The sequence below is a fragment of the Paraferrimonas sp. SM1919 genome (genome assembly GCF_010993985.1).
Classification (GTDB): Bacteria; Pseudomonadota; Gammaproteobacteria; order Enterobacterales; family Shewanellaceae; genus SM1919.
The window spans coordinates 135,501-156,554 of the sequence record NZ_WINH01000004.1 but is presented as its reverse complement, the minus strand read 5'-3'; the positions used below and the strand labels follow the sequence as shown (position 1 = coordinate 156,554).

16 protein-coding genes are annotated in these 21,054 nt (G+C 42.1%); 2 read left to right on the top strand and 14 right to left on the bottom strand.

Features of this window, described 5'->3' with window-relative positions:
* Positions 1 to 46 precede the first annotated feature (46 nt).
* From GFB48_RS03850 to GFB48_RS03830, 5 genes are all read right to left on the bottom strand, one after another.
* The gene (locus tag GFB48_RS03850; protein WP_163931376.1) at positions 47 to 1,723 is read right to left on the bottom strand and encodes a DNA-processing protein DprA; all 1,677 of its coding nucleotides are present in this window, start codon (positions 1,721 to 1,723) and stop codon (positions 47 to 49) included.
* Positions 1,724 to 1,741: 18 nt separating this feature from the next.
* Positions 1,742 to 3,868 (bottom strand): RecQ family ATP-dependent DNA helicase, encoded by a 2,127-nt coding sequence (locus GFB48_RS03845; RefSeq protein ID WP_163931373.1) that lies wholly within the window; start codon positions 3,866 to 3,868, stop codon positions 1,742 to 1,744.
* A gap of 591 nt (positions 3,869 to 4,459) precedes the next feature.
* Complete coding sequence (locus tag GFB48_RS03840; protein WP_163931370.1) at positions 4,460 to 5,569, bottom strand: WYL domain-containing protein; 1,110 nt, start codon at positions 5,567 to 5,569, stop codon at positions 4,460 to 4,462.
* A gap of 35 nt (positions 5,570 to 5,604) precedes the next feature.
* The gene (locus GFB48_RS03835; RefSeq protein WP_163931367.1) at positions 5,605 to 7,329 is read right to left on the bottom strand and encodes an ATP-binding protein; all 1,725 of its coding nucleotides are present in this window, start codon (positions 7,327 to 7,329) and stop codon (positions 5,605 to 5,607) included.
* Between the two features lie 11 nt (positions 7,330 to 7,340).
* Positions 7,341 to 7,637, bottom strand: a complete 297-nt coding sequence (locus GFB48_RS03830; RefSeq protein WP_163931365.1) for a hypothetical protein — start codon at positions 7,635 to 7,637, stop codon at positions 7,341 to 7,343.
* A gap of 166 nt (positions 7,638 to 7,803) precedes the next feature.
* Here GFB48_RS03830 and GFB48_RS03825 point away from each other — a divergent pair, with 166 nt between their 5' ends.
* Positions 7,804 to 8,652: a 5'-nucleotidase gene (locus tag GFB48_RS03825; protein ID WP_163931362.1), complete on the top strand. Its 849-nt coding sequence runs from the start codon at positions 7,804 to 7,806 to the stop codon at positions 8,650 to 8,652.
* Positions 8,653 to 8,737: 85 nt separating this feature from the next.
* Here GFB48_RS03825 and GFB48_RS03820 read toward each other — a convergent pair whose 3' ends face one another.
* From GFB48_RS03820 to GFB48_RS03780, 9 genes are all read right to left on the bottom strand, one after another.
* Positions 8,738 to 9,181: a hypothetical protein gene (locus GFB48_RS03820; protein ID WP_163931359.1), complete on the bottom strand. Its 444-nt coding sequence runs from the start codon at positions 9,179 to 9,181 to the stop codon at positions 8,738 to 8,740.
* Between the two features lie 111 nt (positions 9,182 to 9,292).
* Entirely contained in the window at positions 9,293 to 9,658 is a 366-nt protein-coding gene (locus GFB48_RS03815; RefSeq protein ID WP_163931356.1) for a hypothetical protein, read from the bottom strand.
* A 26-nt stretch (positions 9,659 to 9,684) separates the two neighbouring features.
* Positions 9,685 to 11,250, bottom strand: coding sequence for a hypothetical protein (locus GFB48_RS03810; RefSeq protein WP_163931353.1), 1,566 nt, complete (start codon positions 11,248 to 11,250; stop codon positions 9,685 to 9,687).
* Between the two features lie 196 nt (positions 11,251 to 11,446).
* On the bottom strand, positions 11,447 to 11,641 hold the full coding sequence (locus tag GFB48_RS03805; protein WP_163931350.1) for a hypothetical protein: 195 nt from the start codon (positions 11,639 to 11,641) through the stop codon (positions 11,447 to 11,449).
* Between the two features lie 87 nt (positions 11,642 to 11,728).
* Positions 11,729 to 12,646, bottom strand: coding sequence for a hypothetical protein (locus GFB48_RS03800; RefSeq protein WP_163931347.1), 918 nt, complete (start codon positions 12,644 to 12,646; stop codon positions 11,729 to 11,731).
* Between the two features lie 290 nt (positions 12,647 to 12,936).
* Positions 12,937 to 13,617, bottom strand: a complete 681-nt coding sequence (locus tag GFB48_RS03795) for a hypothetical protein (RefSeq protein WP_163931344.1) — start codon at positions 13,615 to 13,617, stop codon at positions 12,937 to 12,939.
* 41 nt (positions 13,618 to 13,658) lie between these two features.
* Positions 13,659 to 14,930, bottom strand: a complete 1,272-nt coding sequence (locus tag GFB48_RS03790) for an McrC family protein (protein ID WP_163931341.1) — start codon at positions 14,928 to 14,930, stop codon at positions 13,659 to 13,661.
* A gap of 1 nt (position 14,931) precedes the next feature.
* Positions 14,932 to 16,569 carry an McrB family protein gene (locus GFB48_RS03785; RefSeq protein WP_163931338.1) on the bottom strand — a complete coding sequence of 546 codons (1,638 nt, stop codon included), beginning with the start codon at positions 16,567 to 16,569 and terminating at the stop codon, positions 14,932 to 14,934.
* Positions 16,570 to 16,581: 12 nt separating this feature from the next.
* Positions 16,582 to 20,067 carry a TM0106 family RecB-like putative nuclease gene (locus GFB48_RS03780; protein ID WP_163931335.1) on the bottom strand — a complete coding sequence of 1,162 codons (3,486 nt, stop codon included), beginning with the start codon at positions 20,065 to 20,067 and terminating at the stop codon, positions 16,582 to 16,584.
* Between the two features lie 455 nt (positions 20,068 to 20,522).
* Between GFB48_RS03780 and GFB48_RS03775 the strand changes: the two genes are divergently transcribed.
* Positions 20,523 to 21,053, top strand: coding sequence for a hypothetical protein (locus GFB48_RS03775; RefSeq protein ID WP_163931332.1), 531 nt, complete (start codon positions 20,523 to 20,525; stop codon positions 21,051 to 21,053).
* Position 21,054 lies beyond the last annotated feature (1 nt).

The window sequence follows — 21,054 nt, the reverse complement described above, 5'->3', positions numbered from 1 at the left end:
AATTAGCTGATAAGTATAACCAACGCTTTAAAAACAATGTCATGGATTAAACTTTCGGTAACTGATAACGCTTTGCCGTGCTTGGCCTAATTAATTTATTTTGTTTAATTAAGTGGTTTAGCCAATTTTCTAATGCTTTTTTACCCATGATACTAAATTCTGGGTAAGCATTAGCAATGGCTTGATAATCCAGTATTTGATCTGTTGCCTGTTGTATTTTCTTGACTAGTTGTGCATAAAAATAGTCTAACAATGGTGTTTCTGTTTGCTGTTCTTGCAGGGGCTTATGTTCAAGTGTTGGCGTCGGTTCTTGCCCATCAGTTTTATGGGCTGCTACATCAATTTTTTCTAACGCATCTTCGCTAGGTGATTTTTCAGGCTCACCTGATGGTGCAGGGCTATCACTGTTGCTTTTATGACCTCCAACTACCTCATTAGTCTCAGCCTTCAATAGTTTGTGCGGTTCAACTTGGCTTGCTGGCTCTGTATTTGAGGCTTTATCAGCTGCATCACTTGCCTGCTCCATCTTCAGCATGGCTTGCTCTTTAAAGCTTAAACGGCTGGTTTGTGACTCTTGCTCGGATTCGGCACTGAGTTCAGGCTGAGCAAATAAATCTTGCTCAAACATGCTTTGCTGGCTTTCTGATTTATTCGAGGCTTTTGCTAAGGCTGTGCTACCAAGTTCAGATTGCGAAGCTTGTGGCTTCAATGCTTGCTTAATGTGCCGCAATAATTGCTCGGTAGGCATGTCAGGGGTAACCTTGATGCCCAACTGATAACCTTTTGGCAAGCCTTGCCCGGTTAACAGACCATTATTGCCCTTTTGTAAGGGGGATTTATGGCTAGAGACCAATAAAGGTACCCAAGCTTTTTGCAGGTTTTCTTTGGCACCTGACCAGGTTCCGCCTTTTTCAGCTGAAGTAACTACAATAGTCGCTTGGGATAACAAATAAATAAACTTATTGCGAGCCATAGCATTCGCAGGTGTAAAACGGCTTCCTGGGTAAAAAGGACTAATTAAAACCAGCTGATTAGATTTCAAATATTGCCGCCATTGTCTAGTTGTGCTGCTCTTAAGTAAACTATCAGCTAACACCCCGATGGCATTATTCCCCCGCTTAAGGGCATGTTCCATGGCATCTGAATCTACGCCTTTGGCACCGCCGGAAACAACTTGGTAACCGAGCTGACTGATGGCATCTACATAAGCTTTGGTGGCTTGGTTATCTTTAGCATCGCAATCTCGGCTGCCGACAAAGCCTATTGACGCATTTTGCAATAATTCTTGATTGCCTATTCCAAAAAGTATTGCTGGGCTTTGATGCTTTAACTGCCCCCTAAATACTTTAGGGTAGTTCGGGTGACTTCTGTCCATCACCCATCCCCCCAGGCTTTGCCAATTTTCTAGCGATATACTTAAACTGAAACCACGATTGAGTAGCTCATTGACTCTAGTATCAGAAATGGCATCGATAGTAGTATCTAAATTGGAAAAGTTAACCATGCTTTTCGCTTTGGTGTGACTTAGGGGGAGTTCCCACTTCATCCAAATGTCGGTTAGATTGTTGGGATCTAATAACGATTCTGGTTTGTAGCCGTTTTGGTTTAACCAACAAGCAAAATAGCCGTATTCATTCACACTTAAGGGCTTAAACTCTTTGGTTTCTTTAGAGTTAAAAAAACTGGTAAGCAATAGTATGGCTTTGGTGTTTTCTGTGATCATTGGCTTATCTTTTTATGGTTATTGGTTTTTCGCCGTTGTGGTTAGCGCAATTGGTACCACCTTGCTGACACCATGCTGCATTAGCAAAGCACCGGCAACGGTAAATGTCCAACCTGAATCTATGGCATCATCAATCAACCATACAGGATTACTGTATACTCTTCCAGTATGGATACCAAAAGCTCCGTCTAAATTTTTAGCCTGATAGAAACGGTTTTCCATGCTTTTTTGCGGCGGCCTTTCATTAGCAATATAAATAGCATCCATACAGGGTACGCCTAACTGTGCTGCAACTCGTCTTGCAAAGTCTGGCACTAAGGTTGGATGCCTTGGGGATGGTACATAGGCAATCCAAGTTGGCCTTTGTTCGTAGTCTAATGAGTTGATCATTTTGACCACTGGTGCCACCAGCTCATCACTAAAATGATTCGCGTGTTTACCATCTGCCACCATGTCTCCCCAACCGCCATCTTTCCATGATGATAGCGCTAAGCCCTCTTCCAGGTACATATTGGCTTTTTTAGCGTTATAGGGGAATCCATAAGTTGGAAAAGCGAGCTTTGCATTTGCACCTGACGCTGCAAACGTCGCCTTTGGCTTAATTTTAATATAACGGTTTTTAAGGTAATCCTGTGCCGCTAGGACAAGTTGTGGGTCAATGGTATAGTCTAGCTTTGTATGCGGAACACAATTGGCACACTTGCCACAGTTTTGTGGGTTATTATCCCCCAACTTTTCAGCTAAAAAATGCATTAAACAACGTTCTGATTGATGATACTCTATCAAGTCTTGCCACTCACCTTGCTTAATCCTATTTAAACGGCTAATTCTTTCATGCGGGAAAGAATAGTCATTCTTAGTGCGGGAGTAAAAAGCAACATATTCCCCCTTAATTTTTTTATATTCCTTAATAATTGGTAACGGATCTTCATTGCTTAAAAACTTTAATATAAACCTAATGGTTTTTAAACTAATGTTAACAGCTGCTTGTATATCACTTTCTCTACAAGCGTCTCTTTCTTTTAGGGCGTTCAACAATAGATTTATTTGATGTTCGTTAGGGAAAGCGTTTTTAATAAAATAGCTTTGAATTTTAGCATCTTCTTCTCCTAACATTAGCACCCCTGCAGCTTTATCAATTCCGCGCCCAGCGCGACCAACCTGCTGGTAATATTCAACAATATTACTGGGTGACTGGTAATGGATCACAAAACTTATGTCAGGCTTATCAAAACCCATACCTAACGCTGAGGTTGCAACTAAACATTTGACCTTGTTATGTAGAAGGGCCTGCTCTAATCTTTCACGGGTGGAATTATCATCGATACCGCCATGATAAGGGAGCGCCAGAATGCCATTTTTACACAAAAATTCGGCAACAATCTCAGTGTCTTTTTGAGTTTTAGCGTAAACAATGCCAGTCCCTTTTAGATCTTTTAAGTTTTTTACTAACCATGCCATACGCTCAGAGCGCTTACTAAGGGAAAGGGTATGCAGGTGTAAGCTTTTACGCACAAGAGGCCCGCGGATGGTGTTCAATCGTTCCCCAAGCTGAATTTCAATATCATTAACAACACGCTGACTGGCAGTTGCCGTTGTCGCTAATACAGGTAGATTACTTGGCATAGTCTTGAGCACACGAGTAATACGCCCGTAGTCAGGTCTAAAGTCATGCCCCCAGTCAGATATACAGTGGGCCTCATCAACCACAAACAAACCTATTTTACTGCTGATATAAGGCAGAATTTCTTTTCCGAAGCCTTTAGATGAAAGTTGCTCTGGAGCAATGATTATCGCATCAACTGTCCCTTCAAGAATTTGTACTGCGACCACTGTAAGCTCAGCATCAGACATAGAAGAATTAAATGGCACCACTTTTAGTCCAAGCTTAGCCGCAGACTCAATCTGGTTACGTATGAGCGATAACAGCGGAGAAATAATAATGGCTGGGCCATAACCTTGAGCACGGCGTATTTTAGTCGCTATAAAATACACCGCACTTTTACCCCAACCTGTTCTTTGTACCACCAGCATTTGATTTTGCTGTTCAACCAGTCCTTGTATTGACTCCCATTGACCCTCATGGAATGTCGCTAAAGGGTTTTGTGTCATTTGGCGCAGATAGGCTAAGGCTTGTTGCTTCATAGGCTGTCGGTGTCCATTTTATTTTTTAACGATTAAAGTAATTCATTACAGCGTGGACATTGCACATTAATTGGTTGTAATGATTCCAATATTCTTGATATTAATCAGTCTTGTTTAATGAGTAATTATTGGGAATAAATATAAACCTAAAAATGTTAACTGTCATTACACATGCTAGACATAAGGAAGTGATTGGGGTAACACTTCACATAGATGCCTACAATTTATTCCGCACCGCTTTTAATTAATGCAGTTACTTCTTCCCGCCTCTGCTACCCATGTAGTAGCCAATGCCAAAAATTACCCATAACCTTGGGTGGCAAATAAAATAGCCAATGCACATAAAGGTTAGCCAGATTCCTGAGTAGGTTAAGTTATAGGGCTCTATTGGATTTATCCAAGCTAGCACCACTGTCATTATGCCTGCCGCAACGGCAGCATGGGGGTAAGCGATTAAAAAACACATAATCATAAACCACTTAAAAATTTCTATCCCGTCCATATTGCCTCCAACCATTTACTGTTAATAGGCAAATTATCCAAGTGATAGTGGATTTTAATGTTCTAGCTTGGGCATTTATCCGCCTACTTTCATTCTTCTTCTTGTACTGCTTGGGAATACTTAGCCGCCATTTCCTTTGCCCTTTGGGCCATTTGCTCGCGCATTGGTTTGGGGGCAATTACCTCTACCGATGGGCCATAGCTTGATAGCAAGTTGACCAGGTAAAAGTAATCCGGCCCTTTAGATTGATTCGTCTCAGGGTTTAGGTGAAAGCTATCTGCAAAGCTTATGTCTGCCTCTAGCTGCCACCATTCGCCCTGCAAGTGGCTAATGCGTTGTCCGGCTGCCAACTTTACCTGCTCAAAGTAGTTTTTAAGGCCGGTTTGTAGATGCAGCACTACTTTTTCTGTGGTGTAGTTTTGTTGGCGCTTAACATAGTGCTGATCGCCTTCATGGGGTTTAATGTTTTTTAACCTGGCTAGGGCAAAGCTTTTAAATACATCTGGCTTGCCCTGTTCGTGCACAATCACCAGCACCGACATTTGGTTGTTTTGCCATAGCATTTGCTGGGGCGATATGAGCTTTTGTGTAAAACTTTCACTGGATAATAGTTGGCCACGTTCATTTAACTGAGTATGCATCGAGTTATACTCGACTTGCAGTACCTGTTGTTTTTCTATTGCCGCAAACACGGCCTCGTATTGTTGGTCAACCTCTGCGGTATTTTGCAGTGCGATGCCATAGGGGTTTACTTGGATTTGCCCTTTCCATTCGTCCACTATGTTAAGCACATTATCGTTACCCAGCAGCTGCTCGGTTGCGGCATTAAATTTAAGCTCGAGCAGGCGTTTTAACCTTGGCGGGATCACTTCGGCTAGATGGGTCTCCAGCAAGTACATGCCTAATGCCTGGCCTTCGTCCATAGCATCGTCTTTGAACTTGTTGAAATAGTTATCTCTTTGTTTTTGACTTTGCCAATAGCAGTAATTATTGCGCCCTTTTTGCTCAACCACTAGGCCAATACCTATGTTTTGCCAGCCTGTTAGGGTGCGATTAATTTTTTTCATTAGGGCTTTATAGTCATTCGAGCCTTTGTCTAATGTAAGGCGTGCCGTTAAGTCCTGTGGGCTAAAGGTTCTGCCCTTATTGCCCACGGGGATCATTGCTAATAGCTTGGATTCTAATTCTGCTTTATCCATTGTTTACTCCCTAATTACTCCTAACTATTGGCTTCCTAGCGGAAGCCGATTGCCATCTTTTTAGGTTGTCGTTCCTGCGACAGGTCGGTTATTAACTCTACCAAATTATCATTAGTAAAATCTTCTGCCATGAATCTTTTTTGACGTTTGGCCACGGCAAAATCTGCCGGAGTTACATGGGTTAATTGCTTGAGTTTGTGGCGCTGTATATCAGTTAACTGCTGGCCTGCTTCAATACATTGTTCGGCCATTTGCAGCACCTGTTCTGATTTTAAGTAATCAAAGTTTATGCTGAAATCAAAACGGCGTTTTATGGCTTTATCTAACTGTTCTGGCAAGTTGGTGCTGGCAAAAAACACCCCTTGAAAACGCTCTAACTGCACCAGCATTTCATTAATTACTGAGCCACGCCAATCACTTTGTATGGATGCCCGGTCAGTGAAAAAGGCTTCTGCTTCGTCCAGCAACAATATCGCCTTTTGTTGGGTCGCCTGTTCAAACATCGCCTTGATGGCTTTTTCACTTTCACCCACAAACTTACCTAACAAGTCTGAGCCTGATTTACATACTAATGGCTTACCCAATTTTTCAGCCAATGCATGCACATAGCCGGTTTTCCCCGTGCCAGGCACACCGTGTAATAAAAAGCGACCTTCGCTAACACGCTCTACCATCTTGGTCACCTGTGGTAACGGTAAACTGGTGTTAGATAGCGCTTCGACAAACTGGGTTTCCATTTTGTATTTGCTGCCATTTTTGGCTTTATTTTGCTCAGGCTTTTTGTGTTGGGCCTTTAGTAAATTTTCAAAGTAATGGCTTTGAGCCTGTTCACAAGCGATGCCGGTGCGCTTAAATACACTGGTGGCACGTTTAATGTCGGCAATAGTAACATTAGTGTTCATGGCTACTTTATATTCCCAAGGTAATAGGTGCTTGCTACCTTTAGCGTTCATGTAGTATTTACTTTTTTGGCCACTGTTTGGCAGTGGTACTTTTACACAGTAGTCAAAGCGGCGTAAAAAGGCGGGATCAAGCTGATCCACTTCATTACTTACCCATATTACCGGCACCTGATTAGTTTCTAATAAGTTATTAAACCAACGCTTTTTAGATTTTTCACCAAAGGCACCCATGCATGGGAAGGCATCTTCGAGCTCATCAAACACGATGGCGGTGCTTCCCGTTTCAACAAAACTACGGCTAGTTGCCAACTTGTTCAAACGGTCGCTGCCTTCAATGATTTTGCCGCTGCCGTTATCAAACGCGACTTCTAGTACTTTGAGTTTACTGGCTTTGCAAATAGCCCGGCTTAGCTCGGTTTTACCTGTACCTGGTTCACCATAAATGAGAATGTTGCAGCCTTGGTGGGGTTGTTTTTTATATTGCTTAAGTATGTTTACCATCCAGTCAAAATCTTGCTTAATAAAAGCAAAATCCTTGGAGTTTAAGCTGGTTGCTGGCGCCTGGTTTAGATAACCATGCAGCATGCCCTTATGGGTGAAATAAGGGTTAAACATGTGGTCACGCACCAAACTAATTGGGTAGAGCTTTTCATTGAAATCACGACTACGTCGGCCACTTTTTAGTAGGTGGTTTTTAATCAAAGGGGCATCTGGCAAAAAGCACTTACTCACCGCTTCTACATCAGCATTAATAAAACTTGCCAGCAGTTTAAACATTTCAAGATCGGATAGGTTTTCAAATTTTTCTGTCATATCATACAGAGCATCACAACTGTGGATATGGGTTAAGGTGTACAATATTTTGTAGCTTAAATCATCCAATTCAAAGCGCGGCTTTGCCCAATTACCAAACTTGCTGTTAGGAATACGAAGCTCTTTTGATTTAGCAAAGGCTTGGTTGTAGACCGCCTTAAAAACAGGTTAACGGCTTCAATATTAGTTTGCACGTCACCAGCTCCCTCAATGGTATCAATGTTAACCAGCTTATAGGCTTTTTCAATGTCATCCCAAGGGCGGTTGTAGGCTACCTTTAACGCGTTGCCATCCAGTAAAATGCGCAGTGCCAGCTTACGCTTGAATGTTTCAATTTGATTCAATCTTGCCATCGTGCTTCCCTCAACTTGATAATTAGTTACCCATTCATACTAAGACACCACTGCGACACAACTTGTCTCAATAACGTCTTGGTGGCGTCTTATTGTCATTTTTATAAGACGTTTTTTGTCTTACAGGCTTGGCATACTGACCTTAAACCTTCAACATTTAAGGCTTATGAAAAACAACCAAAACCGCTGCCAAATCAGCATTGCCCTTACCAGCGAACTTATTAAATGCCAGCCTAACATCATCGAATTACTGGCTGACTTTCAACAAGTTTGTCTACCTTCTATTGGGCTTGAATACACCTTGCTGCACCATAGTGACTATGTGCCAATTACTGATGTTATTGCTAATACCACACTGAGTTTTACCAAGGTATTTTCAGCCAGTTGGCAACAACTTGCCGATGTCGCCAGTCAGTCAAACTTCGATTTAATTTTATCTTCACAAGTGGAGTTGTTTTCTCTACTACAGGGGTTGAATTTGGCTTGTGTGGTTTTGAAGAACGTAGAAAGTCGAACGTCTAAAGTCGAAAGTCAAATGAGTGACGACAAACGTCGAAGGTCTAACGTCGAAACTAAGTTAAAAGAAAATACCAATGGAGCGGATAGGCAGCTGCACTTTACTTTTGATGGGGATGGCGTTTTGTTTAACCATGGCATTCAGTTGGACGACAGCGTCGACTCTATTGAGGCCTTTGAACAGTTTGAAACCAATAATGCTGATAAGCCTATGAACCAGGCCGTGCTGTTTAACTTTATCAGCAAGGTGGATACTGTTGCTAAACAATGCCCGCAGGTGAGCTGGTCATTAGTGACCGCCCGTGGCCCCAATGCGTTGCCCCGGGCCGTCAATACCCTCAGCCACTGGCAGCTTAATCCTGCCGGGGTGTACTTTTTATCTGGCCAAGATAAAACCCCCATTTTAAGAGGGCTAAACAGCAGTTTGTTTTTTGATGATCACCCCAGCCACTGTGAACGGGCCAGGCCATATATAAATGTGGGCCAGGTTTTGATTTGAATTAATAGATAAAGGTCGAATGGTTTAAACTAATCGAGATTCTAATTAAAAAGGGCAAAGTGGTTTTTCACTTTGCCTTTTTTTACTACTCATAGTTGGCCTTAAACATTTCAGGTTTATTTAGTAACCCTTTTTTCTCAATGCTTTTTAAGAAGGCTTGTGGGCTGCTGCCGTCGGTTTCACCATGGTTATGGTGAGCGGTGTCTGTCCATTGGCCCAATATATAACTCCCCTCTACGCTGCACTCGCAGAAAAACAATTGCTGCTCTACCAGCCAATCAATAATCACTATGTATTTTGGCTCTGTAATGTCTTGAGCCTGGGGCAGATGTATTATTTGTACAAAGCCTTCTTGGTAAGGTTCGCTTTGTACTGTGAACTCTGGCAACTCCATTCCATCAGCTAGTTCAATGCAGTCTGCAATGGCTTCTTTTGGGTTTTGTTGGTCAAGAATGTGTATTAAAAAGTCGGCATCGTCCATAAACCAGTCTTTAATGAGACGATGGCCAAAGGTATAGGGTGTCATCATAGTAGCGTCCTTGTGTTTTTTTGGATGGCGTTATTGTGGTGAGGCAAAGAATGAAAAGCCATAGCACTGAAGCAAGTGCGAGTGGCTTTTTCGATTTATCTCTGTGCGCTGTTATGCCGCATCTAGGTGCTGTTGCCAGTTATAACCTTGGCAGAGCTCTATTTGAGTTTTCCACCATTCAAACGGGTTGTCTTGCACCCCATACAAACGGAAAAAGCCTTCACCTGGCATTAGGTTTAATTGGTTGATGATTAAGCCGGTAATGGCTGGTACACCGGTGTTCAGCTGCCATGTGGCAAGATCATTTAAGCCTTGTAACTGTAACGAGTGACCCCAATCACGACCTTGCATGGGTAACGCCAAATCGCGGTGGCATTCTCGGTAGCTGGTATAGGTTGCTGGGTTACCCGCTTGTACGCTAGGTAATTTATCCACCAGCACCTTAAGCAGTGCTTTGGCTTGGGTTGATAACGACATAGTTTTCTCCTTATCAATAATTATTGTTATTTTTTCTTATTGGCGCGGGCCTGCTTGCGGCTGGCTTTGCGCTTGTTTTTGGTTGTTTTGCTGCGTTTGTTATATTTCGGGCAACTGATTTTATTAAGCTCTGCCTTTCCTTGCTTAGATGCTAAAAATTCACGAGCCTGGCTATTACCTAAATCAGCTGCTTGCTTGTATAACTGAGCTACGCTGATGGCAATGCGAGCCTGACCTTTCTCATTAAGGGCTTGCTGCGCAGACTTGGCCAAGTTATAACAAAGCTCACCTTTATCCTGATCATCAGGAAAGGTATGTAAACTTTTACGGGCCATGTTGCTTGCCAGTGTTATATGTTTTGGGTACTTCGCGGTAGCCAGCAACAGCATGCCGTGATACAGGGTATTTTCTGGCATAACTGTGTAATGGTTCGCCATGATTTCGGCCAATTCTTCATGATCATATTTGTGGTATTCCATGCCGACTGGCACACCATAAAATGCCGCCATGGCACAAACAAACTGATAGCCTTTATCTTGCTTGCTGTAAGCGTCTAACAGTGCGGTTTTTAATCGTCTTTTAGAAAGATCATTACTGTCTTTTATGTATTCCAATAGCAGGTGCCAGGCTTCAAAGCTGTGAGCAAAGGGCTGCTTATTGGCCTTACCTTTTTCGATATAACTATCAAAGGCAGCTTGGTCTTGGTTAAAGGTTTCCATTTGTTTGGCTAATAAAGCCTTATGATTGCCCAGCTCAGCGGCCTTATTCCATGCCTCTGGGATATCCCCTTTGCTGGTTTTATTAGCAATGTATTCGCCATAGGCAAAACAGGCTTCACCTGAAGTATCGTTATCACAAGCTTCTTTGAACAACTGCTCTACGCTTAAGTAGTTATGATGGTACCAGCCCTGCTGAGCGGCCTTGGCTTGCAATAATTGATGACCTGTTGCTTGTTGTTTTATGGCCTTATTCAGCCAGTAACCGAAGTCTTGTTTTAACTCGGTATAACGCTCACCTGTGCGGGCTTGTGATTGCTCTAATTGATCATAAAAGTGCCCCGCCAATTCCATGCTGGCATCGCTACTGCCTTTCATTGCTGACACCATTAATGTGGCATGTTCGCACTGCTGTTGTTGATAAAAGTTGGCTGTGGTTGACACTTTAGCGCCGTAAACATACTCCGCCACACCTGAGGCAACTTCAAACAAGTCATGGGCAAGTTTGTTCATAGCTTCTGCGTTATATCTTGGCTGCGATTGCATCTGCCCTGCAACAAAACTCACATGCAAGCTACTATTTGCCGCGTAGCGAAGACGCTGGCATGCTGCAATGGTATAATTACTGACGTTGGTTTTATCTCTTAATATATTTAAGTTATTGGCTAACTCGTTGGTTTGCTGATTAAGGTTAATTCCTGCTTTTTGCGCTAACAAATGGCAGCTGACTTCCACAAACAAGCGCATTTTGGCTAAACAGGCTTGGTTGTCTATGTGTAAATAGGCTTCTGCTTCTTGGGCCAACTGAAACAACATTGGGTTAACGTCATCTAAAAAAGTGAAATTACTGCTCGATTGTTTTTGTTGTAAAAGCATTGAAGCCTCCTGCCTGTTTGAAAGTATGGTTATATTAAACGTCCACTAAGACATTTTATGTCTCAGTTATAACAGCTGTAGTAGAATAAAATGCTCCACGTTAGTTGTGTATTTTCATAAGCTTATAAACTCATGTAGGTAACAGTGATAAGGGCCCAAGGGCCCTTATATTAGTCACTCATGGCTGGATGTTGGATTAGCTAAGTACTGTGTACTTGCCTGTTGGGCCATTGTAGCTAACCACAACTTGCTGATGATGCATTAGCTTAAACACTATGGTGGCTTGGTAGGTGTCGCGAATGACCATAGGGGTTGCACCGGATAACCCATGAACGCCGGCGCGGATTGCTTCGGCAAAGGCGTGGCTGATTAAAGTACTGTCTGAAGGCATAGTATTCTCATTTTTTGTTGAACTTTACCTGACAATGTCAGCTTACTAAGCCATAGGGACAGAACCTGTCCCTGTGGTTATCTATCGTTACTTGGCTTCTGGTTCAATATAAGGTTCGCCGTTTTCATCGTATTTGATGTCGTCATAGATGGTTTTCTTGTACACCTTGTCGGTTAACACGGGGACAGGGTACTCACCGGAGTCAAATTCAAAGGCATCGCGGTCGTATTCAAACGACATCATGTCAGGCCCATGGTGATTAATAATCACATTTAACTCGCCATGGCTCATGTTGCTTACCTTAACTGTGGTTGCACAACAAAGCGCGATTTCGTGGTTTGATTTGGTATAGGCACTACCAACATGGATCCCTAGCTTTTGACCATACAGCTGGTAATCAAAATCGTTGCGTAAGGCGTTATCGGCCTTTGTGAAAACTAACTCAGCGTTTAGTACATAATCATCACTAGGGATTACTAGCTGTTTTACTTGGCTATTATCTGACATAGCAAGCTTACTGCTTGGGTGTGTCAGCAAATTACTAAACTGCTGATTAACCATAACTTGGGTTAATGGTGCGACGGTTTTAACCTCATCAAGTGGTTTTTTCTCTTTTAATACTGGGAAGATCAGCCCTTCTTGTTTAACAAATTGATAGGCATACTTAGCAGTGAATAACACAAAGCCGTATAGATGACCTTCAATAAAGGTAGCTAATATACGCTCGTTTTCAGCTAGACCTTGCGTTGAAATTGATTCGTTACCTTCGTCATCACGGGATAACTCTAGGTAGCCGTATTCATCTTCCCCTAGCGAGATTTCATAGTCGCAACCGTATGTTAATTTGTTTCCATCACGGTTTACGTAGGCGCTGATTGAGTATTCATCCCAGGTGAATGTGATTGGCTCAACCGACTCAGAATCACCAAATAAGCTATGGCCTGCCTCATCAAAATCGCCATTTGGATGGCTCATCAGCTGGCAAAATAATTCACGTTCAAACATAAGTATTTCCCTCTTCAAAATGAATAACTCAAGCTACAGCATGACTGCGACAATTCTTGTCTCAGTCAATTTGCCGACAGCTAAAATAGTACTGACTTTGTTTTGAATATTAAATTTTCGTAAGCTTGTGAAAGTTAGAAGAAAGTCGAATGTAGGATGTCGAAAGGCAAATGCGAGTTACAGGGTGAGTGGCGCGTAGCGAGTAGCGAGTAGCGAGTAGCGAGTAGCGAGTAGCGAGTAGCGAGTAGCGAGTAGCGAGAGTATAAGCGGCGGGGGCCGCTTACTTATGCTTATTTATTTGGCTGGATAATGATTTTACCTAATTTTGGTAGGTAGGCCATTTTGTGTTGGTACAGCACTTCAATACCGATAATCGCTTCAATGCCAAAGGCGCTTAGCGCACCCGAAGCCATTTCAGGCAATGTACCCATGGTTTCGGGATACTCTATCTCACCCAAGCAGATAGCCGATTTATATAACATGGCATCGAACTCACCAATGATTGGGTTGAAGTCAGTGAACGCTTGTACAAACTCACCTTGCTCTACCAATTCTGCAGAGCAGCAATAACCATACTGTGCACCAGTATCAAATACCGCTTTTACGCTAGTGTCATTAATCATAGCGTTAATCATTGGCACTCCCATCATACTGGTCATCTTAAGCTCTTGACCGTCAAGGGTAACCGGTGCCTCAGTAAACTCTGCATAGCCCCCTTTAACATGAAGGATCAGATTAAAGCTATTTAGCACATCCCCGCCAATTAAGCCCAAGCAGTCGATCTTTAAAAAGTCACGCAGTTGCTGAGCATCAAAACCGGCTAAGGAAGATACCGTTGGAAAGGTTTTACCTGCAATTTCGATTGATGCCTCATCGCTGAATGTTTGAGGGGAACCAGTATCAATAAGCCATTTGTTTTCATTAATGGTAATAAAAAGATGACGCTCGAATATTTCTAATGGGTATTTCATCCTTAATTCCTTTTAGTTTGTAAGTAAGTTTAATGTGCTAACTAAACTGCTTCAGTTGCCCTATGCAGCAGCTGTAGGATTTGCTCCTGCAGCCTATTGCGTTCTTCTTGAGTGTTGAGTTGTACTGGCAGCTGAATTACATCCAGCGTGGTATCACTTTGGTTGCTATGATCCATATACAGTTGGAAGCTGCGCTGATTCACTTGCATGGTTTCAGGGTAAATAAGACCATTGTATTTGGCACCATAGCGACTGGCGTAAGCATACATTTGGTATGCATCCGCTTGGGATACATCATGACTGCTTAAGTCTTTCCACTTGGTATCCAGCACTATGGTGCTTTCATTTGATTTAATGACTATATCTGGCTGTAAACCAAAGGCATTTACTGCCAAACTTTTAGACTGATCTTGGGTATTTACCTGTAACTGTCTTAGGCTAGGTTCTTTGGCAACCACTAGGCGAATTTGTGCAGCGATAAACTGCTCAAACAGTTTATTCATATCAAATAACATTGCCGGTGCAGTGTGCTTGCCATCAGACAAACCTGGCGCATAGCCATCTAACAACATAGCGCCTAATTTCATTATGGGAGCAAAGCTACCATTGCGGCGGTTATAAGGCAGCTTGGTTATGACTTGAGAACTGGCCACCACCTTTTTCACCCCAGCAAATAGCCCCCGTAACTGAATCATTTGCTGCTGTAACTGTTGATTCGTCACACGGTTAACCAGCACACCTAATAGGGCTTTGATTTGCTGATTGTGGGGATTATCTACGGTTAACTCATCAAAATCACAGACAAACTTTGCGCGGTTAGCAATGTTTTGGTTTAGATTTTGAGTGAAGTTAATTCGGCCACGAATGGTGTTTAGGTTTTCTTGCTTACCCTGGTAACTGCGTATTACTGTTTTATCTAACTGGGCCTGCAAAAGCTGGGTAAAGTGATTAATCAAACACTCTTGCAAGCTAGAGCGGTGTAATTGGTCTGGGCCATTGCCAATAGAAGTAATATCCAAACTTAGGGCGTGCTCGAGCATGTAAATTAGCGATGCTCGACAGCATTGACTATCTTGACTCGCATTTCGATTGACCTTAGGTAAGATTTCAATAGTGGTGCCATTTTCTAAGAAAATATTTCCTACGAACTGCTTAAAGCGAATATCACTGGTACCTTCACGCATCAACATGCCGTTGGGCACCTGAGTGTCTATGTTAATCAAGGCATCATAATCAGCCTGAGTGAAGGCGGTTCGGTCTTCACTCACTCTGATTGTTTGATGCTCAAAAACGGTTAAGGTTTTAGAGGCCATATTAGGCCTCGTAAATAGCAATAATGTTGTCTAGATCGAACTCATCAATCGATGCTACTGTCCAAGACTGTGTGTTTTGACTGATCAAGTTCGGGTTTTCAGGTGTGGTATTAAAAATACTTGAACTTAAAACTGTGCCTGCAGTAACGATTTGTCCACCCAAAACTAGGTTTATCTTGGCCCAATCATCATGGAAGTATTCTTGTAGCAATGGCACGACTTTATTCACCATCACCTTCTTTAAGGCCTCTTCGCTATTGACCTCAATAAAGTAAGCGTGGCCAATTTGGTACTCACGACCAATAAAGTACTCGATACGTTGGTTGATGGTTATAAGTAACTTTTCTAGGTCGACACCATGGAAGTCGTTACTTAATAGATCAGGCCTTGGCATCATTTCTTCAAATTGGAAACGACGACGTAACGCAAGATCAATCCCTTCAATCGATTTATCTGATGTGTTCATCGTTCCCAAAATGTAAAGGTTAGCTGGCACAGTGAACGGTGTTTTAGAGTATGGCAACGTGACGGTTAACTCTTCGTCTTTACCTTTACGCTTGCTTTCTTCAATTAACGTAATTAACTCACCAAAGATTTTAACAATGTTGCCACGGTTGATTTCATCGATGATGAGTACATAGTTTTTATCTTTATTCCCTTCTTTTGATGCTTCTTTACAGATACGCTTAAATACGCCGTCCTCTCTTTTATATGAAAGCTCTGCCGCATCTAATTTTGGCTTAATGCCCTCAACAAAGTCTTCATAGCTGTAGTTTTGGTGAAAGGTTACAAATTCAATTTGGCCGTTTTCTTGGTACCACTCAAAATTACTTTTTAACTCAGCACGATCCTCAGCCTCTTCAACCGTTCTGTGCTCGATAGCAGCAATCGCAGTATTAACTGTATTGTAGGTTTTACCTGTGCCAGGAGGCCCCATAAGGATTGTGTTTAGTTCTGGTATTTGTGTATTCATATTTGGGGCTCCTTGAAATTCCTTTTTATAATTCGGCTCTGGGTTAGCTGTTAACAGTGCTTCAACTATGTCATTTACCGTTTCTTCAATCGTTTCATCTGAAGTAATTTCTACACTTCTTAATGCATATAGTCTTTCGGTAAGCTGATTTCCATTTGCATCCAATCGAGTAAATGTTCTACTTCTAGGAAATGGAAGCATGAATTCATCAACTATTACTGCGAATTTATTTTCATCAATAACCACCGGACTTTCTATACTCTTAAATTCACTCGGAGCAGGCTGGTCGAAGCAACACTTTGACTTTTCCCCTTGCCCAAGGAAATTTCCGTTGCCTATAACAAAATGGAACAAATTTCTTTGCCCTTTCTTTATTTTTATTGTGCCTCTCACAGCATCCTTTTCATAATGGCATACTCCTTTAGTGAAATGGCCGGCACCAGATGCATTAAAAGAAAGTTTACCGAAATTCAATAATCGCGATCCATTACCACCATCTGCCTTCTCCCCTCTTTTAGGAACCACTTTTGTAAGCTGATTTTGTTCTCGATCAACTAGCTTCTCTAGTAAAAGAGTAAAAAAACTCGAAATTTCCGACCCTTTAAAATTCTCACTTGGTTTCGCCAAGTGGCGATATAAATGCTCTGCAGCTTGTTGAATTTCCATATCTACTTCTCTTTAATGTTTAACCAAACCCAAATACCCAGCGACTTTTTGTGTCTGCTCTACATTGCTGGCTTTGGTTTTTAATAATTGTGGGCTAGCAACAATGAGCGCTAACGCCTTGGCGCGACTCACCGCTACATTCAGGCGATTGATATTGAATAAGAAATCAATGCCGCGGGCTGACTCTTCAGCGGCACTTGATGCCATTGAAACAATCACCACTTGGGCTTCCTGCCCTTGGAATTTATCTATGGTGCCAATGCGATAACTTTCGCCTAATTGCTGCTTCAGCAATTGCACCTGCAAATTGTACGGCGCAACTATCAGAATGTCATCAATGGTCATTGGTCGTTTTTGGCCATGCTCATCCACCATTTCCGATTGTAATAAATCAGCAATCAATACTTGGATGGCCTTAACTTCTTCTTCACTACTGTGCACATTGTTTTCATGCTTCACAGGCACATATTCAATACCGCTAGCTTTAGTCAAGCTAGAACCTGAAGCTAACAACACTTGTTGGGTTTTGGTCGATTCAGCTGAACCTAACTTTCCTTCATAAACAAGGTCTGAAATTGGCTGACAAATATCTTGGTGCATACGATAAGTTTTACTCAAAAATACACCTTGAAGCGGATCGATTACCTTATGGCCGTTTAACAAATGTTCTAACGCTGAGCAACCGGCAACACCTGGGTGGCTGCCTTGTATAGGCTGTTCAAGCTGCATTTGGTCGCCCATTAATACTATGTTCTCAGCCGCTTCAGATACTGCCAATAGATTTGCCAAAGCGACTTGACTCGCCTCGTCGACAAACAAGTAATCCAACGGTGCTTCTTGGAGTGCAGTTTTCGCAAAGGCATAGACCGTCGCCCCTACCGTGGCAAACGACTCATAAGGTTGTGATTTAGTAAAGCCGCTACTCGGTCGGTATACTAAGTTCCCTAATTGAGCCAGTTCTGGATACTTCTCATTGTACTGAGCCATGTTGCTACCAAATCCCCCCAATTTTGCATGGGTTAACTCTGGATTGGACTCCACAACCTTCTTTTGTAGGTTCATAATTGCAGCATGAGAGTTAGACATGATCCCCACTCGTTTACCACTAGCAATTAACTGGGTGATCACCTTATTAGCAGTGTAAGTTTTACCTGTGCCTGGTGGCCCCTGAATAGACAGCACGCTACCGTTAAGATTGCTCACTGCCTTAACCACGCTCTCAATAAATTTTGAACCGTCGTCATTCTCTGCTCGTATGACAGGCAGACAGTTTTCTTCATTGAATACAGGCTTGTCAGCAAGCAACATTTGCTCAGCAATTTTAGAAATGGTGCCGTCATCGAAGTAGCCTTCGGCAATTTCTAAAATGCGTTCTTGAATGGTCTCGTGCGGCAATTTCTTTGGAACCGCAATCAAATCGACAATTTCAGGCACATCAACTGCACCCTCAACTTTGAAACTGCATTCAAGTTGACCTGGCTCTTCTAACACGTTGACCTTGGTGCTTTGAAGCTCTAGCGGTAACAACTCAATGCTCGATAGTTTATCTTTACGATATGCTTGTTCAGGATCAAAGCTAAGTTGCAGGGTTAACGACTCCCCGTCAAAGTGTTTATCCATCACTTGCGCACTGGCAATCGCTTTATCTGACTCTTCTAGTTCCTGCTGGCTAGAAGCTTTCAGATCAAAGTATTCCCACCACATCGGTTTATCTTCACGAAGATGAAATTCAAGTAAATTCACTAAGTTCGTCGCGACCACATCGTTTTTATAGCTTTCGTTCGCTTCATACTTGGCTTTGACCGCTTGTTGGCGATCTTTGCGCGCATCTTCTTTCTCTTTCTTTTTAAGTGCTTGTTCAGACAGCTCTTTGTCGTCTTTTACTGGCTGTTTAAAGCTGATCCCCGATTTTTCTTGCTCTACGCGTAACCACTCCACCAGCATCAAAGTAGATTCACAGTCATCAATGTTGTAATCACGGATCTCATTGAGTATTTTTGAGCCTTGCCAGCCCTCTGGCATGGTGTCAGCACCCTGAGTAAAGATCACATCACGTCGCCACTTTTCGTAATCAATGACTGACTGAGCACCATTGGCTACCTCGCCCTCATGTTTGAAACCATAAAGCGCCTCTACACTTTTGATAGAGTAATTTTTAGTCCCAACAATCAGTGCTTGAGTGACCACTCGGTATAAGTCAATAAATACGTTTGCACGCAATAAGTCATCTAACTTATCAATGCGCGTGTTATAACGGCCCGTCAATTTCTTTAAAGCGGTGATTTCATAGCTCGCGTAATGGTACACATGCATACCAGGGTTAGCTTGCCAGCGGTCATAAACCCAATCGACAAATGCTTCAATAAGCACTTTCTCTTGAGCTGCATCATGCGCCCACCAATCAACAAACGGATATTGCTTACCTTGTGGTTCATCTGCATTCATTTGGTTATTGTGTAGGGTTGCGCCCCATAGATATTCAAGCCCCCCTTCGACTAAAGGGTTACCTTCAATATCAAAGAAAACATCCGCATCGTGATGGCTAGGCAATATTTGAAAGCCCTTCCCTTGTGCTTCTGGTAAATACTCAAAGTAAGGGAATCCACCGCCGTTTTGTTTACTTTGATACTGCGCAAAAGCTTGCTTTTTAAGCTTAGTGAAGGTTTCTGTACCAATACCTTTGATACTAGTTACCTTTGTATTGGCCAAGTCCGTTAAGGTAGTGATCCCCTGGGCCATCAGCTTATTAACTTGAGTTACACGTATGCCTGCTATCTGACGTAAAGAATCTTGCGCTTCAATTAATAGGTCAGCAAAATCTTGCCAGTTACCAAAGCCTTTTTGAGAATGAACGGCTGGGCGATGCTCCTCATTAACCTGCAACTGAGCTTGGTAGTCCGAGAAATCTGCCTTGATGGATTGGAAGTATGCGTAATATTCAGCTGTTCTTAGTTGTTTGGTTTTGCCACGGCCTAGGTAGAAACCAACATACTCAGGCACATGACCTAGAATTGGCTCTAGCATCCAGCTATAAGCACAGACTTGCAGTACATGCTCTGTACGTGCAACCTGACTGAGTTTTGCATCCCACACTTCATAACTGTAATCACCAAGTTTTGAGGGTTTCTCAACACGTAATAGAAAGTCAGAGTAACCCGCGAAATCATCACGCATTAGATTCGCCTGAAAAACTACTTTCACGCCTGATTGCATCGCTGCTAGAGTTTTCTCAAGGGATTTTTCATCCTTCATGCTAATTTGAGCAACCTGCTCAGCACCGTGAGTCGCAATCAATTGTTTAAGGATGGCTTCTTCGTGCTCATTACCCTGTTCACCCAGCATACTTAAATAAGGATCTTCAGATTTTTCTGCTCCCCATTGCTGAGCAAGTTCTTTGTTTTCAAGCCAAACTCGATCCATAAATGATGAAAAGGTTGAAAGGTGAAATGAAGATAGATCAGACGGCGAATAAACAATCTGCTGGTTAACTTTTCTCATGGTACATCCTTAATACTAATCGCTGACAATAAACTATTGTTCCTAACAAGCAACAGCAAGGAACAATAGTCCTCAAAATTACCCAGTCAATAAAAACAACAACTTATTAACAAAAATTTTATTGGCCGGAATTAACACTTTCACTTTTATGGTGATTATTTACGGCGTTTCTTAGTTGCCCATTTACTCAGAAGCTTTTGGCCGGTGGTTAATTTTTTACGAGGCATAATCATTTACTTTCATTGATATTTTTGGGTTCACCATTAAATGGCATACTCATATTAAATTCCGTAGTGGATCTAAATATTCTACTTTTTTTCGGTTCTTTAAATTAATTAAATTTAATTATTTTCAAGTGAAAGCACTATAAATTACTGCCAAGCTATTTTATATTTTCACAAGCTTACGAAGTAATGTTATAAGCGTTTTTAGAACAGCTGATTCAAGGAATGAATATGAAGCTAGACTCAATTACACAGGCGGAAATCATATATGCTATCCCCTGCTTCCAGGTGCTTAGTGAAGCAGCTACAGAAGGCAAAACCATTTGCTTCAAAGAGCTAATAGACACCGCACAGTTCATTTGTCCTCACCCTCTATTAAAGCAAGCTCAAAGTAAGTTAGTCGATAACAAGATGAAACAGATTATTCAGGTGCTTTGCAACTATCTGGCAACACCAAACTTAACTTGTTTAATTATGTTTGAGAACAACTGCGTTGCACCTATTAACCTGAAGCAGGAAAGACAAGCTGTCTTTAGCTTTCAATGGAGTAAGATTCACCTAAATTTTGAGGCTTTTATCACTGAAGGTATGAAGCATATTTCTGAGGTAAAGCTATTAGCTACTCAAATTACAGAAAAGACAGATTCACATTTCAAGCAACGCCATTATGTTGAGAAAGATGAGCAACTATCATTACAATTTGATAAATTTGTAACATTAACCAACTGTCACAACACTAAGCCTATAAATAAAAATGAATAAT

Coding starts and splice junctions, on each gene's coding strand:
- GFB48_RS03840 (WP_163931370.1), bottom strand. CDS start 5,569: ATGGATAAAGCAGAATTAGAATCCAAGCTATTAGCAATGATCCCCGTG.
- GFB48_RS03845 (WP_163931373.1), bottom strand. CDS start 3,868: ATGAAGCAACAAGCCTTAGCCTATCTGCGCCAAATGACACAAAACCCT.
- GFB48_RS03780 (WP_163931335.1), bottom strand. CDS start 20,067: ATGAGAAAAGTTAACCAGCAGATTGTTTATTCGCCGTCTGATCTATCT.
- GFB48_RS03790 (WP_163931341.1), bottom strand. CDS start 14,930: ATGGCCTCTAAAACCTTAACCGTTTTTGAGCATCAAACAATCAGAGTG.
- GFB48_RS03810 (WP_163931353.1), bottom strand. CDS start 11,250: ATGCTTTTACAACAAAAACAATCGAGCAGTAATTTCACTTTTTTAGAT.
- GFB48_RS03795 (WP_163931344.1), bottom strand. CDS start 13,617: ATGAAATACCCATTAGAAATATTCGAGCGTCATCTTTTTATTACCATT.
- GFB48_RS03805 (WP_163931350.1), bottom strand. CDS start 11,641: ATGCCTTCAGACAGTACTTTAATCAGCCACGCCTTTGCCGAAGCAATC.
- GFB48_RS03775 (WP_163931332.1), top strand. CDS start 20,523: ATGAAGCTAGACTCAATTACACAGGCGGAAATCATATATGCTATCCCC.
- GFB48_RS03825 (WP_163931362.1), top strand. CDS start 7,804: ATGAAAAACAACCAAAACCGCTGCCAAATCAGCATTGCCCTTACCAGC.
- GFB48_RS03800 (WP_163931347.1), bottom strand. CDS start 12,646: ATGTTTGAACGTGAATTATTTTGCCAGCTGATGAGCCATCCAAATGGC.
- GFB48_RS03785 (WP_163931338.1), bottom strand. CDS start 16,569: ATGGAAATTCAACAAGCTGCAGAGCATTTATATCGCCACTTGGCGAAA.
- GFB48_RS03830 (WP_163931365.1), bottom strand. CDS start 7,637: ATGGCAAGATTGAATCAAATTGAAACATTCAAGCGTAAGCTGGCACTG.
- GFB48_RS03850 (WP_163931376.1), bottom strand. CDS start 1,723: ATGATCACAGAAAACACCAAAGCCATACTATTGCTTACCAGTTTTTTT.
- GFB48_RS03815 (WP_163931356.1), bottom strand. CDS start 9,658: ATGTCGTTATCAACCCAAGCCAAAGCACTGCTTAAGGTGCTGGTGGAT.
- GFB48_RS03820 (WP_163931359.1), bottom strand. CDS start 9,181: ATGATGACACCCTATACCTTTGGCCATCGTCTCATTAAAGACTGGTTT.